This window comes from Flavobacterium sp. Leaf359 (assembly GCF_001423985.1).
GTDB lineage: Bacteria > Bacteroidota > Bacteroidia > Flavobacteriales > Flavobacteriaceae > Flavobacterium > Flavobacterium lindanitolerans.
In genome coordinates this window covers 571566-587024 of record NZ_LMPW01000012.1, presented here as the reverse complement: position 1 = coordinate 587024, position 15459 = coordinate 571566, and the positions used below count along the sequence as shown (strand labels likewise).

Here is a 15459-nt window from a genome sequence, read left to right as displayed (position 1 = left end):
TACTACTTACATGCTACTTTTTTCAACACCATTTTTTCATCAAACTTTATCGATTTTCTGTCTTTGAAAAGTTGTTTGTTTCCTTTTTCAGTTATATCACCATATCCTTGCAATAGGTTATCGCCTTTGCGTATCAAAACAATTTCCCGGATTGAAGTCATGCCTTCAGATTGGAATGTATAGTCAGCATATAAGGTATCTCCTTTAAACATTCCTGAAAACATACCGGTATTACTGTCTTTTTCAAACCAGGCATATTTCAAATCACCTGCTACATTATTGCCATTAGTTGTTGCCATTGACAAATGTATGGTATCTTTTCCGTTCGTATATTCGTAACATTCTTTAGCTGGCGCTGTCATTTCAGGCTGCTCCATTTCCGGTTCCGTGACTACTTTTGTATCTTCTTTCTTATTGCAGGCTGTCAGACTGATGACCAACCCCATAACTAAAAATCTGATTTTCATGTGCATTGTTTTTTTGATTAGTAGTATTAAAGATACAGTTTTTAGATGGGAATTGGAAACTAAGTTTCTAAGTTTCTAAGATTCTAAGGTGCTAAGGTGTGAAAATCTGAAATCTCAATAAAAAAGCCATTCTTTTCAGAATGGCTTTTTAAATTATCTTTCGTCGCTTACATCGACCGTAGTCCTGGCTGCGATTTCTTTATATGTACCGTTAACCAGTTTTTCGCGTATAGCTTCAAATGCAGCTAATGTTTCCTCTATATCTTCCATAGTATGGGAAGCCGTAGGAATCATTCTCAACAGGATAATACCTTTTGGAATTACAGGATATACAACAATTGACAAGAAAATACCGTAGTTTTCTCTCAAATCGTTTACCATTACCATTGCTTCCGGAATGCTTCCTTCCAAATACACCGGAGTGATACAAGTGTTGGTATCGCCAATATTAAATCCTCTGTTTTTCAAGCCGTTTTGAAGGGCATTCACATTTTCCCAAAGCTTGTCTTTAATTTCAGATGAATTACGAAGCAATTCCAAACGCTTTAATGAACCAATAGTCTGAATCATTGGCAGTGCTTTGGCAAACATCTGCGAACGCAGGTTGTATTTCAAATAGTCAATAATATCTTTATCTGCCGCAACAAATGCCCCAATATTTGCCATTGATTTTGCGAATGTAGAAAAATACACATCAATTCCGTCCTGACAGCCCTGCTCTTCACCTGCTCCTGCACCTGTTTTTCCAAGCGTACCAAAACCATGTGCATCATCAACCAAAAGACGGAAATTGTATTTTTCTTTCATTGCTACAATTTCTTTCAGTTTTCCTTGCTGTCCTCTCATTCCAAAAACACCTTCTGTTATGAAAAGAATGCCTCCTCCTGTTTCCATAGCCATTTTTGTAGCACGTTGCAGGTTTTTCTCCATGCTTTCCAAATCATTGTGCTTATAAGTAAAACGCTTACCCATGTGAAGACGAACACCGTCAATAATACAGGCATGTGAATCTACGTCATACACAATGATATCGTTTTTGGTTACCAATGCGTCAATAATAGACACCATTCCCTGGTAGCCAAAATTTAAAAGATATGCGGCCTCTTTCATTACGAAAGCTGCCAATTCATTTTCTAACTGCTCGTGATATTTGGTGTGGCCACTCATCATACGCGCTCCCATAGGATAGGCTGCTCCAAATTGCGCCGCCGCTTCAGTATCTACCTTGCGTACTTCAGGATGATTTGCCAACCCTAAATAATCGTTAAGACTCCAGTTCAAAATATCCTTTCCATGAAATTTCATTCTCGGTCCCAAATCACCTTCCAACTTAGGAAATACATAATATCCTTCTGCCTGTGAAGCCCATTTTCCAAGAGGACCTTTATTTTGCTGTATTCTTTCGAATAAATCTTTTACCATAATATGATATAGTTAATTTTCTTTTATGAATTGCATCTTTTTAACCTGCGTGCAAAAATAATTATTTATAAGTTATTATGCTTCTGAATAGGCATTTATTTTAAGTAGAAACAGATACTTTTTTGCAATGACACAGCACCAAAAAGCGAAACCGCTCCTGTGCAGGGGAGCGGTTAAAGGGTTGGGAAAAAATTTGTAGTGTATAGTGGATAAATTTAGAAATTCATTCTGCTAAGCTGGCCAGATGAGGAACTTTTTGCAATTGCTCCATCTCTATCTCTAAGGTTCGGATTTCTTCCTTCCAGACCTGTATTTTTTTGTTTGCTTCTTCAATTTCTTCTTTCCTGTCATCTGTCATCCTTAAAAACTGGAAAGATTTGGCTCCTAAAAGCTCTTGTTTTGCTGCCTCCAGATTTTGTGTTGCCATATCCAGTTCGATTTCTATTTGCGTCATCCTTTTGGCCGCAGCTCCGTTTTCATCTGACGTTAATAAACTTTCCTGTCCGGACAAGGCAATCCCTATTGGCTCATCATTATCGGCTGAATGCTCTCTCCAAAATAACTCTCTGGATAACTGCAATTCATTATAACTTCGCTGTTCGTCTTTAGAAATGCTACTTGTAATATAAAAACTATAAAACAAGATGCCAAATCCAAGAATCAGTCCCAATGCTACAAAAAGCAGCAGTCGGTCTTTTAAAAAAGAAGCTGTTTCGTCATTCATAGATTTGCGGAACCCTTCTTTCCTTTTCTCCCGGTTTGCCCGAAACAGCTCTTTTAATTCCGACATGTTTCTGACCCTGGAGCCACGACTTATACCAAAGAACCAAATCAGCGTATCTCTGCCAATTCCTTTTGATTTCAAATCATTCAAATCAAAAGGACCCAGATTTTGTTCCCCACTATTTATGTAATACTTTTTCATAAAAACAGTGAATTCAAAATAGATAGACCTGAGACAAACAATTAATATCAAATGTAATTCTACAAAAACCAATTTCCTTACGGGTTTCCGTAAAACATACTTTTTTTCAGAAAAAATGATATTAATTCCTTGTAATACTCACAAATTGTGCGAGTTATTATTCTATCAGCTCTTATTTTTAACTTTCAAACCAATTACTTAAGCATAGTTACATTTCCCGAAATCAAGAATACTAATAAAACAAAAACCGTCCGAAGGCGGTTTAGTCCGGATTGCATCACTATTATGGCTAGATCCGCGTGTCCCAACTGTTAATCAAAATATACTTAACTCCAAATTTATATGTATTGAGAATTATTTCCTTACGGCTATCCGTAAAACAATGCTTTTCTTAAAAAAAATATTCACATTACGAGAATTTTAAACCCGTAATTGTTTGTAAAAACTTTTATTTACAGATTTAATTCCAGTAAAAACATGATGATACCCACAGCAAGTGCAAAAAGGAAGAGCAACAAAAATTTATCGATATGCTTGAGGAAAAAGGATTCTTTTTCCATTTTAGAAATATAATATTTTTCAACACCCTGGCTACTTGTGAGTTCATGGCCGGGAATACTCTCAAACAGAGGACGCAGTTCCCTGACGTTTCTAGCAGGAGTCCAGCCTTCAAGCCCTATAAACCACACCATTGTTTCAGGGGATATCCTATGTTCTCTCAAATCTTCCAGACTAAAAGGGCCCAGATTTTCGTCTCCCCTGTTCAAATAATACTTTTTCATGGTTTACATTTTATTCCCTCTATGTCGCTTTTGTTACATATTGCCAAAAATAGGCTCCGAAAAAACAATCACCTTACGGATTCCCGTAAAACTTGTTATTTTTTGTATTCCTGTTACAAATTAGCAAATAAAAAAACCCGAAGCAATGCCTCGGGTCATAATTTTTATTAAAATAGTAATTATTTTTTCTTATTTTAACACATGATGTGCCAATACTTTCTGCACTTCATAGACATTAACCGATTTATTAAACTGTTTTTTAATACTTGGATTGGCTTCGCTGGACACCCAGATTTTTAATTCGGCATCCAATTCAAAAGTTCCTGCTGTTTCTATGCTAAAGCGGCTGATGGCTTTATAGGCAATAGACTTGTATTCGGTCTTACTTCCGGTAAGTCCCTGCACGTCAATCAGGATCAATCTTTTATTAGTAAATATAAATGTATCACGAAGCAGCTTAAAGCCCAATTCTATTGATTCACCTTCTGTGAGAAGCTGCCCGTATTTTTTTTGAAGTTCGTCCTGGCTTACCGCACCTGCGTTGCCTAATAATGCCGAAAATAATCCCATTTTTGTTATTTTTAAATTAAGTTGTTCGATGTTTTAGGGCGCTACCGTCAGAAGAGCATTTTCTATTTTTTTATCGGTTCCGAATGCATCATGGTAGGCTTTGGAAACTTTTTGTGGAGTATCCGATATTGTAATCTGCACCTTTTCTTCTTTTAATCCTTTCGGGTCCGTGTCATATATGATGCCTCTTGATTTTTTGCGAAGCTTTTTTTCAGTATCTATTAGAATTGTACCTATATAATAAACTTTTCCTGTTTCAGGTACCGAAAAATTTGCATAGCCTATTGGCAGGTTGACAGAACCATAGGGTGTGTATATGTATTTGATAAAATGATTTCCTTTAGGAAGCTTCATCATAACGAGTCCGTCGGCTGCAAGTTTGTAAAACAATACACCTTTTGTATTTTCGTCAAAATAGATTTTGGAATTTTTGGTTACCTCTTTATCACCATTCATAATTCTGATTTCTCCAATAATGACAGTTTCTGATTGAGATAGCGTGTCTTGGGTTGACAATTTCCCAGTCTTACATGAGACAAAGAACACAATGACAAAACTGAGCAAAATATAGTTTTTCATGGCCAATTGTTTTTGCTAAGGTACGAGTATTTGTCAAAATATTTTCTTATTTCAAAAGCCTTAAATTTATTTTGTATTAAAGCAATATTTAACACTAAGGAGCAGACTTTTCATTATAATTCTTTAATTAACTTGTCCATTTGATGCTGTGCATTTGGGGTTTTTGATTTTTTAGCTATCAGGTGAAGAATCTTTTTAAGAAAGATTTTTTCCTCTTCTGTCCTCTTTGAATTTTGTTTCCTTTGAGCTATAATTTTATTTCCTTCAACAGCTTCTATATATGTTAATAGCATGTTTTTATCAATATATTGTCGTTTTTCTCTCGTAAGTTTGATTGCTTTATAAAGAACTGAGAGAGAATCCGTCTCTTCTTTTGACAATTTAAAGACGTCAGGAGATAAGGAGTGATTTCCAACTGGCACAACAGAATATCTGTTATGCAGCAAATAACTTTCTTTCAGGTTAATAATTACGTCCATATCAAAATAACCATCTTTCACAAACTCTACTGATAGTAATGAAATTGAAGCCTTCTCCTTACAAGACGAAAATGACAAACCAAATAATACAACCACTATAACTTTAAAAAAATGAGAACTACTCATAATCGTAACATTTCTTTTTTAATCTTTGGATCATTAGATTTTTCTTTTACAATCCCTATTAAAGCCTTGCGCAGCTCGTAAATTCCTTCACCATTATGAATACTGACAAGTTTGTTATTTTCTATTGCCTGAATAAGGATGGTTTCTCCATCCGGAGGTGTTAATACTTCTTCCTCAGAAATAATGATTTTATCATAGAGCATTACAAGCGAGTCTACTTCGCTATCTGTTAGAGAAATTAAAGTATTTTCACTTGCTTCATTACGTAAAACCCATCTTTCTTCATCAACAAAAGCGCTTAGATTTTTATATAACAAATATTTTTCTTTTACATTAAATACAATTTTTTTCTGAAACCAAAATGAGGGTGAAATCTGCATTTCGATTATTGTAATATCCTTTTTAATTCCTTTTGGAGAACAACAAGTAAAAATTGTAACGATAAATAAAACAAAACATTTTTTCATGGGAAGGATAATGGTTTTACAAATCTAAAGACTGAAATCAGAAACTATTATAATCCTTTAATCAAATCGTCCATTTCACGCTGTACATTAGGATCTTTTGATTTTTTAGCAATGGTTTTCAAAACCGCTTCAAAAAAAGCAATTTCATCCGTATGTCTGTCATTTAGCTGGTCTATATTTAAGACCTTTCCATTATCTGAATGCGCTTCAATAGAAGAATACATACCTTCGGCAGACTTATTCCGTTCCTGCGGTGTCCTGTCTATAGCATAAAAGAGGTCCATAATTTTACTTAGCGAAGTTTTATCAAGAGATACTATTTGATTATAGGGTATGGTTTTGTCAGCATCTGCCGAAGCAGCCAATACCACATTCAGATTCTGATACACAATCTGGCTTTTTTGGATATCAATGATAATCTGTGTAGGATACTGTGAATGGCCCAGGTTAATTATAATAGTAGAAAAATCTTCCTTCTGTTCATTTTTCACACAAGAACTTAAGAAGACAAGAATCATTAAAAAGAATAGTTTTTTCATAACAAATGTTTTTACTCTAAAGTATAGCATTTTAATCAACAATTAAAAATATTTAATCAGTAATCGTAGCTTTTTGCCATTTTTAGGCTTTGTTAAAAAGTAAACATCTTAGGTCTGCAATATTTTCACAATTTCTTTAAAACCTCTTTTTTTGGCATGCTGTAAAGGACCTATACCATCGTTATCAGGAATATCCAGTCTGGACCCGGCATCTTTTAAAATCTGAACAATTTCCTGATATTTTTTACTACCGTCACCTAACACTATGGCTTCCATCAAAGCCGTCCAACCTAAACGGTTAACATGGTCTATGGGAAATTTTTTAGTGTTTGCAAGTAATCTGACAGTTTCCACATGACCCCGTTCGCAAGCAGGGATAAGTGCGGTTCCGTTATATCTATTAAAAACATCAAAACGGGCACCATTATCCAAATAGAGTTTCACTAATTCTGTCTGTCCGCTGGCACCGGCATATAAAAAAGCACTGTCAAGATTATCAGACTGCTGATTGACATCGGCACCGTGTTGAACCAATAGCTTAGCCATTTCGGTCTGTCCGTTTCGTGTAGCTATTAACAGCAAAGAGTTTTTATGGTTGTCAGCCGTATTCACATTGGCACCATTTTCAAGTACCTTTGCCATGCCCTGCACATCATTTTTTTGTACTAATTCTAAAATATCCTGATTCATTACCTGTGTTTTTTGAGTTAAAGGAGGACAAGAAACAGCTAACGCTATCAATGTCATTAAAAATACAGCTTTCATAGTAGTATTAAATTTTAATTTTCCCGTAAATCCTGATTATTATTTTCTTTAAAACCATACTACAAAGATAAAGTAACCCTTTTTCCTAATAATATAAGTAGAAACATTTCTATCATTTCATATAAAATTCATCGCTTTTTTTAAATAAAAAAACCTGCCATACAGCAGGTTTCTATACCAGATTCTAAAGCACAGGCACATAGCACCTCTTAAATCTTAAATCCAAAATTTATCAAATCCTTCTCTGCTCCTCCGTCTGCTCTCTTGTTTTTTCCTTTAATTTCTGGTTTCCAAAATTATATCGGAATCCCAACCTGAAGTTTTGTGAATCGGCATAAAAGCGTGACTTATTATACTGGTTGCCATAGTCTGTTCTCAAACCTAATGTCTCGCCCCGATAAACATCGGAAAAAATACCATATACTTCTCCGTTTCCTTTCAATACTTTCTTCCGTAATGCCAGAGTTAGGTTGCTTGTAGGTGTAAAAACAAACGTACCCTGCACCGAAGAGGAGTTATAATCGAAATTAATCTCCCCGTTAAAATCTTTTTTCTTATTCAAAGCAAAACGATTGTTGACATTAAAGTTATAGGTAGGTCGTCCGTTACTATACAATTTCCCGTCTACTCCCTGAAAACGGTCTTCTACATAGCTAAAGGCTCCCTGAATACCGGCATCCCACCAGTCAAAAAATGTCAGATTGGTATTGAATTCCAATCCAAATGCATAATTTTTATCGATGTTGGTAAATTGGTAAACAACCGTATTTGTTTCATAATCCTGGTAGACAATTTCCATCGATGGGTCTTTTTCCAATCGGTAATACAGGTCAAAATTATATTTCCCTTTTAGCGTATATAAGAAATTCAGGTTGTGCACAATGGTTGGCAATAACTTCGGATCTCCCATGCCATAAGAATAATTATTGTTATAGATTCGGAAAGGATTAAGCTGACTGTAACGCGGCCTGCTGATACGTTTGCCATAAGAAAAGCCTATTTCATGATTCTCGTTGGGCTTGTACATCGTATAAAAGGTAGGAAACAGTTTGAAATAATTTTGGTCATTGACTTCGGAAGTTGTAACCGAATTACCTTCAAGCGAAGTATATTCGCCTCGTAGTCCAGCCTTTACGCTCCATTTACCAAATTCCTTACTATAGCTCATATACCCTGCAAAGATAGATTCATCATACAGGAATTTGCTGGTTCGGCCGGGATTAGGTACCAATATTCCATCAATATCATCTCTGTAATCGAGATTGCTATCCGCAGAAACGTTCCCGTATTTTAATCCGGCTTCAAACGTACCATTTGTTTCATTGCTGTAATCGGCCTGCATCGAAAAGAGCTTGATAGCTTGACGGCTATTATTTATAAAACGATTGTCACGGTAAGGCGTACCGTCTGGCAATGAAAAGGCCGTCATAATGTCCTGATAATCCTTGGAAAGATAGTTTGTAAAGTCTGTATTGAATACCAGTTTGGCCTTATCAGACAATAGGCGCTCGTATAGAAAATTATAAGCCGCATTACGAGCCGGGTTTTTTCTGTTATTTGTTGTCACATATAATGAATCGAGTAGCCCGTCACTACCGTAAATAGACGTTGGCGCACTATACCTGCCTCGCTGCTCCGGAGCCTGAAAACCTGTGGTTCCTATTGAAAACGTATTGAGTGAATCCAGTTCATAGCTTGCCTGTAGCCGGTAAGAATGCTGTTCCAACGATTTACTCTTGCGACGCAAAAAGCTATCCCATTCTGAAGCCGTTGCGCCATTTTCATCATAATAACGTGTTTTGTCCCGGCTTTCGCTTACATATTCTCCCATTCCAAAAGTATAGCGTCCCATTAAGGAAAGCTTTTTGCCTTTGTAAAAATGTCCTGTCGACGTTACTGCTTTTGGATATATGGACTGCACATAGGCCGTATTGACAGAGCCTTTGTAGCCCAATGCTACTACTTTTTTAAGCTTGATATTGATTACAGCAGCTCCCTGAGCATCATATTTAGCCGGTGGATTAGTAATGACTTCAATCGATTTTACGTCATCTCCGCTTGTATTTTCCAGATATTGCTTCAGTTCATCGCCCGACATGTATATTTTTTTGTCGTTGATGGTTACCAGAATACTCTGACTGCCTCGTACCGAAATACTGCCGCTACCGGTGGCGGTAACACCCGGTGTTTTGGAAAGGATTTCCCATGCATTATTAGAAGATAAGGAAGAGTTTTCTACATTAAATTCCATACGGTCTACCAGTCTTTTTACAATTGGCCGTTTTGAAACTATTTCAACACCTTCTAGCATTTCTGCTGTTTGTGACAATACAAGAGGCTCCAACTGTAAATCGCCTGTTACATTTATATTTCTGTAGGCACTTGACATTCCAATCGCGCTTGCTTTCAGTATATATTGTCCGTTATCAACTGACGCTATTGTAAAACGTCCTTCCTCATCGGCAAGTACGTTTCTAAAAGCGGTAGAATCTTGTGCTTTTAATAAAGCCACATCCGTGAAAGGCACCGCCTTGCCTCCGGTTTCTGTTACGGAACCGGAGAGGCTGTGCTGTGCGCTGCTCCACAAAGGGAACAGCAGCAAAAAAATAACTAACTGTTTCATGATTTGATTGATGATTGAATCGATTGGATTCAGATGATTAATTGATTGATGATGATTGAAACCCGATGATTGATGATGCAAATCTCAGCAAACGCTTTCTGGAAATGGGTTAACGAAGGGTTAACGAAGGGTTAAACACAAAACGGCACTATGCACTGTATTTAACAAAAGAGTCCCTTGCTATTTTGTAGCCCGCGACCAGTCTGCAAACATCCCGTCAATTACTGTTTGTTTTGGTTAAAGAAGGGTTAACGGTTTGTTTTTTAGTACTCCGAAACCAAGAAACACCTAGCTTTGTCCCAACAAACCAGCATTTGTCATGAAACGAAAAATAATGTTATTAATAGCTTCCTGTATTTTTACCGTAGCCGCACTGGCAACGATACAGGGCTATTTTATATACAATACTTATAAACTGACCGAAAAGGAAGTCAGCGCCAAAATCAAGAAACAGCTTGTGGATATGGAAGATACTGACGAATGGTATGACCTTAACAATGCCTGGATGCGGCTTACAGGCCAGTTTATCAAAGATTATGCGTACAAAAGAGTAAAAAAAGAAGAGTTTGTCACTTTTATGACTAAAAAGTCAGACTCTCTAAGCAGCCTCATGTCTGATTATATGGCAAAAAAGAAAAAGCCAGGCGACTACGACATAGGTTATTCCGTTTATATCAACTCGGCTACGATTCTCGAAAATAAAAAAATGGAAACCTTATATAAAGGTAAGCTGTTTGTAAGTGGCAACCGTATAAGAAACAAGGATGAGATATCGGCTTCAACCGGCCGGTGGGAAAGCGATTTGGAATTGAATGTTAAAGACAGCCTCCTGGATCCGATTAAAAAAGATCTTAAATTTCTTATCAAAAGCGAAACCTATTATAGTGTCGCCAATTGGCAAATGACAGTAATCAGCCAAATGGCCGGACTGTTGATTTTTTCTGTACTGCTTATGGCATTTGTGGTTTATCTCTATTATTTATCACTTAAAAATTTGATTAGTCAGAAACGTATTGCAGATATCAAGACCGATTTTGTAAACAATATTACCCACGAATTCCAAACCCCGCTGGCTACGATGGATATTGCCATCAAAACCTTACAACGCAAAGAGAAGGACATGACTGAAGAGCATTACAGGCATACTTTGTCACTACTTGAAAGACAGAATGAAAGACTACAGAAGTTATTCCGTCAGGTTACTGATGCTTCATTGCTACCTTCAACACGTTCAGAAAACGTTAAGGAAATCAGCTGCAGTGAAATTCGTGATATTATAGACGACTTTAAGCTTTCGCATCCGGACACTGTTATTAACTGTCATCAGGAGCAGAAAAGCCTTCACGCTAAAATTGACCCTTTCCATCTGAACACTATTATTGTAAACCTGCTGGAAAATGCAGTAAAATATGGCGCTACAACAATTGACATTGAAATGAAATCTCAGAAAAACAACTTTGTCATGAGCATTCAGGATAATGGACAAGGTATTGCTACAAAGGAACAGTTCGCAATTTTTGATAAATTTTACAGAATTGAAAAAGGAAACATACACGAAACAAAAGGACTCGGACTTGGACTGTTTTATGTCAAGCAGCTCATCGAATCCTATAAAGGCACAATCAAAGTAGAAAGCGAAGAAGACAAAGGAGCCCTATTTTTAATCACACTACCCTTATGAAAAAGCACATCTTATTAGCAGAAGACGATTTCGACTATGCTTCCATTTTGAAGCAGTATCTGGAATTTTCCGGATTTGACGTCACCTGGGCCAAAGACGGCAAAGAGGCACTAAAACTGTTTCCGGCAACCCAACCTGACATTTGTGTCTTTGACGTAATGATGCCACAAATGGACGGCTTTACACTGGCTGAAAAAGTTGTTGACACCTATCCGGAAACGCCTTTTATTTTCCTGACAGCTAAATCCATGAAGGAAGACAAGATAAAAGGGTTACGACTTGGAGCCGATGATTATATCGTCAAGCCTTTTGAAGTAGAAGAATTGATATTGCGAATTACGAATATATTGAAGCGCGTGCAAAAAACGGCGCCACAGCACACAGCAGATAAAAAATTCAAAATTGGACAATATCTTTTTGATAACGAGAACTATCTATTGACACATGAAAACGTTACACACCGAATAACGGAAAAGGAGGCACACCTGATCCAGTTTTTATATGCCAGCAAAAACAAGCTTGTAAAAAGAGAAGATATCCTGAAAGAAATCTGGGGCAACGACGATTTCTTTTCCGGCAGGAGCATGGATGTCTTTATCAGCCGATTACGCAAGTATTTCAGCGAAGATCCTGCCATATCTATTCCAAGCGTGAGAGGCTTGGGTTTTGAGTTTAACATTAAAGAATAATATTATGAGACTAATTATCACCATCGCATTTATGGCTTGTAGCTATTTGGCAAGCGCACAGAAGACTCCTCCGACACCGCCAACGCCACCAACACCACCAACTCCGGCAACGTCGACCAAGGTTTCGGCAAACGTTAATTCAGTAGTAACAATTAATGGAAAAACGTATGTTTCCAGCAGTTCATCTACTCCAGTAAAAGCAGAAGCCAAAAGCAGCAGTAAAAAAAGTAAAAGCAGCAGCTCTAGTTCAAGTTCCAGCTCTACTTCTGTTTCTGTCAATAATTCCGATTTTACGTATTCGATACGGGCAAGCTTTGATGACTATAAGACCGAAAAGATTCGAAAAATTTTGATGGAAAATCTTGAAAAGGACTATTTAAGCAGTAAGGGTGACACCTACACGTGGAAAAGACTTGAAGATGGCGAAGCGGCTTACAGCTTCGTATTATCTGACGGAAGACTAAAGGGAACTGTAAACAAAGAATTAAATTCTAATAGCGCTGTAGACAAATTCGTTGCTTTAGGCGAAAAGATTTCGGAAGCGTTATCTAATTAATATCTAGGCAATAAAAAAACGGCTGAATGTTAAACATTCAGCCGTTTCCAAACTAACAATGAATCAAATCAGCTAACAGCGTTTGAAGCTTTGTCGTTTACTCCGGCAGCAGCATTTATAGCTTTTCCGGCAATATTTTTACTTTCCTGAATCACAGAATCGGCTTCGGCTACTGCCGAATCTTTTATCTTGCCTAAGGTATCTTTTACTTTTCCGGCCATATCGCCTGCCTTATCCAGCATCGAGCCGAAATTAATATATCCTTTTTTATTGCAAATTATTCCTACTACTGCTAAGGCTGCGACTCCCGCCGCAATTCCTAAAATTAGTTTCTTGTTTGTCATAGCGCTGTTTTTATATAATAATTTGATTCGTAAACTAACTTGTAATAATTTTTTTTACCTAGATGAAAAGTGGAAAGCCATATTCTTCATCTTGACCTTCTAACTCTTGGTCTTCCTCCTCTTCGTCGAAGATTTCCATCCTGTTCCATACCGTTTTGATAATGGTCACTAAAGAGAGACCTACAATTCCGATCAATAAAAGGCTTTTTGTTTTCATTTTCAGTGCGTATTATTTTGGGTTATTAATTATTAATTCGTCATGAAGATACGACAAAATAAGCAATCCGAATATTGATTTAATATAACTTTAATATAAAAACCTCGGATTTTGTAACAAAAAGGAAGAAACGTGTAATGAGATTTTTTAAGGATTTATGATTTTGGATTTATGATTTTAGATTTTGGATAATAGATGATAGAGAATAGATGAATAGACTAATAACTTAACAACTATCCATCATCAACTAAAGACTATCCTTTACCAACTATCCACTATCCACTATCAATTATAAACTATCAACTATCCACTATCAATTATCAACTATAAACTAAAAAAAGCTTGCGGTTCTAATAAATAAGAGTACATTTGCACCGAGAGACCTGGAAACAGGGTTACGCTCTCACCGCTAAAGTCGATCGCTCCAGGTCGGCTTTTGCATTTTTATATAGGTATGGTTTTGGATAATAGATGATAGAGAATAGATGAATAGACTAAAAACTATCCACTATCCACTATCCACTATCCACTTTCAACTATCCACTTTCAACTTTCAACTAATCAATTCCTTCCCACCATTTATTTTTGCTATCCAGCACATTTAAATCCAATACTTCTCCAATCATAGGATGGACAATAGGCTGTCCGGTCTTTTCGGCAGCAACTACTGCTCTTATGATAGGTTCGTCCCAATCGTGAAGCGCAAGCGGGAATTTGGCCCAATGCACAGGCAACAATACCTTAGCATTTAGGTCTAATGCGGCCTGTACCGTTTGTTCCGGCATCATATGAATATACTTCCAATTCTTGTTGTATTGTCCGCATTCCAATATCGCAAGGTCAAAAGGCCCAAATGCATCGCCTGTTTGTCTGAAAAAAGTATCATAGCCGGAATCACCTCCAACGTATATTCTTTTCTGTGGCGTATCGAGCACAAATGCCAGCCAGATGGCCTGATTTCTCTTAAAACCTCTGCCTGAGAAGTGGCGTGCCGGAACCGTATGAATCTTAAAACCTGAGCCCAAATCCAGTGACTCATGCCAATTAAGCTCGTCAATCATTTTCATATTAAAATTCCAACGTTCTAAATGTTCACCTGTCCCTAATCCTGTAATGATCCGTTTTACCTTTGGTCTTAATTGGAGCATTGTATAATAATCCAAATGGTCCCAATGATCATGTGATATAAGCAGGAAGTCTATCTCCGGCATATCGGCCGCACTATACACATTGGAACCTTTAAATGCATTTACAGTAAACGATAAAGGTGAAGCATGGTTACTAAACACCGGGTCAACCAAAAAAGTCTTGCCGCTTAGCTGCATAAAATAAGACGAGTGACCAAACCAGACCAATACATCTTTTTCGGGATTCAGATTTTTCAGGTCGGTTTTTTGTGAAGGAATAACACCTGATGGAATATTTCGCTTGCTTTTCCCGAAGAAAAAGTCTTTTAACACTGTAAACAGATTCGCCCCATCAGTGAGATCTGGCGTATTGGAAATATTTTGGAATTGCCCGTTTCCATAATTTGAAAGTTTTTTGATACGTTCCATCCGGTTGCCCGACGGTCGTCTTCCAAATTTGGGATGGTTAAAAAAAAGAAAGACAGAAATTGCCAGCAGTATACACAGAGTAAAAATAAAAGTCATCTGATTTTGAGATTTAACTATGCCAAAGCTATCGATAAATTGGATTCAAAAAATAAAAGCTATGCTAAATATAATATAACAAAAACAAAAAAACTGTTGGATTTATCATAACTGTCATTTCATTTTTAAATCGTATATTAGTAAGACAATTTTATAAAATCAGCCACCATGAACGATAATTTCAAGAACATCATCGAATCACTGATTAAAAACGGTTTCATAGAATCTGAACAGCATATACGGGAACTGGGAAACAAACTCGATTTTAAGATTACACAATATTCTCTCAATACGCCTCTCAGCTTTAAGTTCCATAACAGTGATGAGTTTGTCACCTTTCTTAACTTCTCCAATCCGGAAGAGCTCGATGAAGAAAAGATTGGACTTATCAATGCTGCCATACTGGAGCAGGGTTTGGACCCGGACGACTTTTTTTATGTAAACTTTTTTAAGAAGGAAATCAACGAATTATAGTTTATAGTGGATAGTTGATAATTGATAGTTTATAGTGGATAGTTTATAGTTGGCAGTTTGAAACGTAAGTCATAAATCAAAAATCTCAAATCAAAAATATGC

General features: G+C 36.8%; 18 protein-coding genes. 4 read left to right on the top strand and 14 right to left on the bottom strand.

Annotated features, from left to right (window positions below; all coding sequences use genetic code 11):
• Positions 1-2: 2 nt before the first annotated feature.
• The 11 genes from ASG38_RS11100 to ASG38_RS11050 all read right to left on the bottom strand — a co-directional run bounded on the left by ASG38_RS11100 (position 3) and on the right by ASG38_RS11050 (position 9744).
• Positions 3-467: a hypothetical protein gene (locus ASG38_RS11100; RefSeq protein ID WP_157486152.1), complete on the bottom strand. Its 465-nt coding sequence runs from the start codon at positions 465-467 to the stop codon at positions 3-5.
• Between the two features lie 153 nt (positions 468-620).
• Positions 621-1889 (bottom strand): aminotransferase class I/II-fold pyridoxal phosphate-dependent enzyme, encoded by a 1269-nt coding sequence (locus ASG38_RS11095; RefSeq protein WP_056070614.1) that lies wholly within the window; start codon positions 1887-1889, stop codon positions 621-623.
• Positions 1890-2112: 223 nt separating this feature from the next.
• Positions 2113-2814 (bottom strand): GYF domain-containing protein, encoded by a 702-nt coding sequence (locus tag ASG38_RS11090; protein WP_056070611.1) that lies wholly within the window; start codon positions 2812-2814, stop codon positions 2113-2115.
• 452 nt (positions 2815-3266) lie between these two features.
• Positions 3267-3596, bottom strand: coding sequence for a DUF4339 domain-containing protein (locus ASG38_RS11085; RefSeq protein WP_056070608.1), 330 nt, complete (start codon positions 3594-3596; stop codon positions 3267-3269).
• A gap of 189 nt (positions 3597-3785) precedes the next feature.
• Positions 3786-4166: a PH domain-containing protein gene (locus tag ASG38_RS11080; protein WP_056070604.1), complete on the bottom strand. Its 381-nt coding sequence runs from the start codon at positions 4164-4166 to the stop codon at positions 3786-3788.
• Between the two features lie 33 nt (positions 4167-4199).
• Positions 4200-4745, bottom strand: a complete 546-nt coding sequence (locus tag ASG38_RS11075) for a hypothetical protein (protein ID WP_056070601.1) — start codon at positions 4743-4745, stop codon at positions 4200-4202.
• Positions 4746-4858: 113 nt separating this feature from the next.
• Positions 4859-5350 carry a hypothetical protein gene (locus tag ASG38_RS11070; protein ID WP_056070598.1) on the bottom strand — a complete coding sequence of 164 codons (492 nt, stop codon included), beginning with the start codon at positions 5348-5350 and terminating at the stop codon, positions 4859-4861.
• Entirely contained in the window at positions 5347-5817 is a 471-nt protein-coding gene (locus tag ASG38_RS11065) for a hypothetical protein (protein WP_056070595.1), read from the bottom strand. The genes ASG38_RS11070 and ASG38_RS11065 overlap by 4 nt, the downstream gene beginning before the upstream one ends.
• 47 nt (positions 5818-5864) lie before the next feature.
• A complete protein-coding gene (locus ASG38_RS11060; RefSeq protein WP_157486151.1) occupies positions 5865-6356 on the bottom strand; it encodes a hypothetical protein in 492 nt (163 codons plus the stop codon).
• A 108-nt stretch (positions 6357-6464) separates the two neighbouring features.
• Positions 6465-7121 carry an ankyrin repeat domain-containing protein gene (locus ASG38_RS11055; protein ID WP_056070589.1) on the bottom strand — a complete coding sequence of 219 codons (657 nt, stop codon included), beginning with the start codon at positions 7119-7121 and terminating at the stop codon, positions 6465-6467.
• A 232-nt stretch (positions 7122-7353) separates the two neighbouring features.
• Positions 7354-9744: a TonB-dependent receptor gene (locus ASG38_RS11050; protein ID WP_056070586.1), complete on the bottom strand. Its 2391-nt coding sequence runs from the start codon at positions 9742-9744 to the stop codon at positions 7354-7356.
• A 319-nt stretch (positions 9745-10063) separates the two neighbouring features.
• Here ASG38_RS11050 and ASG38_RS11045 point away from each other — a divergent pair, with 319 nt between their 5' ends.
• From ASG38_RS11045 to ASG38_RS17725, 3 genes are read left to right on the top strand one after another with little or no spacing between them, the layout of a single operon-like run.
• Positions 10064-11425: a sensor histidine kinase KdpD gene (locus ASG38_RS11045; protein WP_082482204.1), complete on the top strand. Its 1362-nt coding sequence runs from the start codon at positions 10064-10066 to the stop codon at positions 11423-11425.
• Positions 11422-12114: a response regulator transcription factor gene (locus ASG38_RS11040; RefSeq protein ID WP_056070579.1), complete on the top strand. Its 693-nt coding sequence runs from the start codon at positions 11422-11424 to the stop codon at positions 12112-12114. The genes ASG38_RS11045 and ASG38_RS11040 overlap by 4 nt, the downstream gene beginning before the upstream one ends.
• A gap of 4 nt (positions 12115-12118) precedes the next feature.
• Positions 12119-12670 (top strand): hypothetical protein, encoded by a 552-nt coding sequence (locus ASG38_RS17725; protein ID WP_157486150.1) that lies wholly within the window; start codon positions 12119-12121, stop codon positions 12668-12670.
• 68 nt (positions 12671-12738) lie between these two features.
• On the opposite strand, the gene ASG38_RS11025 is transcribed toward ASG38_RS17725, so the two are convergent.
• The 3 genes from ASG38_RS11025 to ASG38_RS11020 all read right to left on the bottom strand — a co-directional run bounded on the left by ASG38_RS11025 (position 12739) and on the right by ASG38_RS11020 (position 14787).
• Complete coding sequence (locus tag ASG38_RS11025; RefSeq protein WP_056070569.1) at positions 12739-13014, bottom strand: hypothetical protein; 276 nt, start codon at positions 13012-13014, stop codon at positions 12739-12741.
• Between the two features lie 58 nt (positions 13015-13072).
• On the bottom strand, positions 13073-13231 hold the full coding sequence (locus ASG38_RS17720; protein WP_157486149.1) for a hypothetical protein: 159 nt from the start codon (positions 13229-13231) through the stop codon (positions 13073-13075).
• A 557-nt stretch (positions 13232-13788) separates the two neighbouring features.
• Positions 13789-14787: an MBL fold metallo-hydrolase gene (locus ASG38_RS11020; RefSeq protein WP_235498586.1), complete on the bottom strand. Its 999-nt coding sequence runs from the start codon at positions 14785-14787 to the stop codon at positions 13789-13791.
• Between the two features lie 264 nt (positions 14788-15051).
• Here ASG38_RS11020 and ASG38_RS11015 point away from each other — a divergent pair, with 264 nt between their 5' ends.
• A complete protein-coding gene (locus tag ASG38_RS11015) occupies positions 15052-15357 on the top strand; it encodes a hypothetical protein (protein WP_056070563.1) in 306 nt (101 codons plus the stop codon).
• Positions 15358-15459 lie beyond the last annotated feature (102 nt).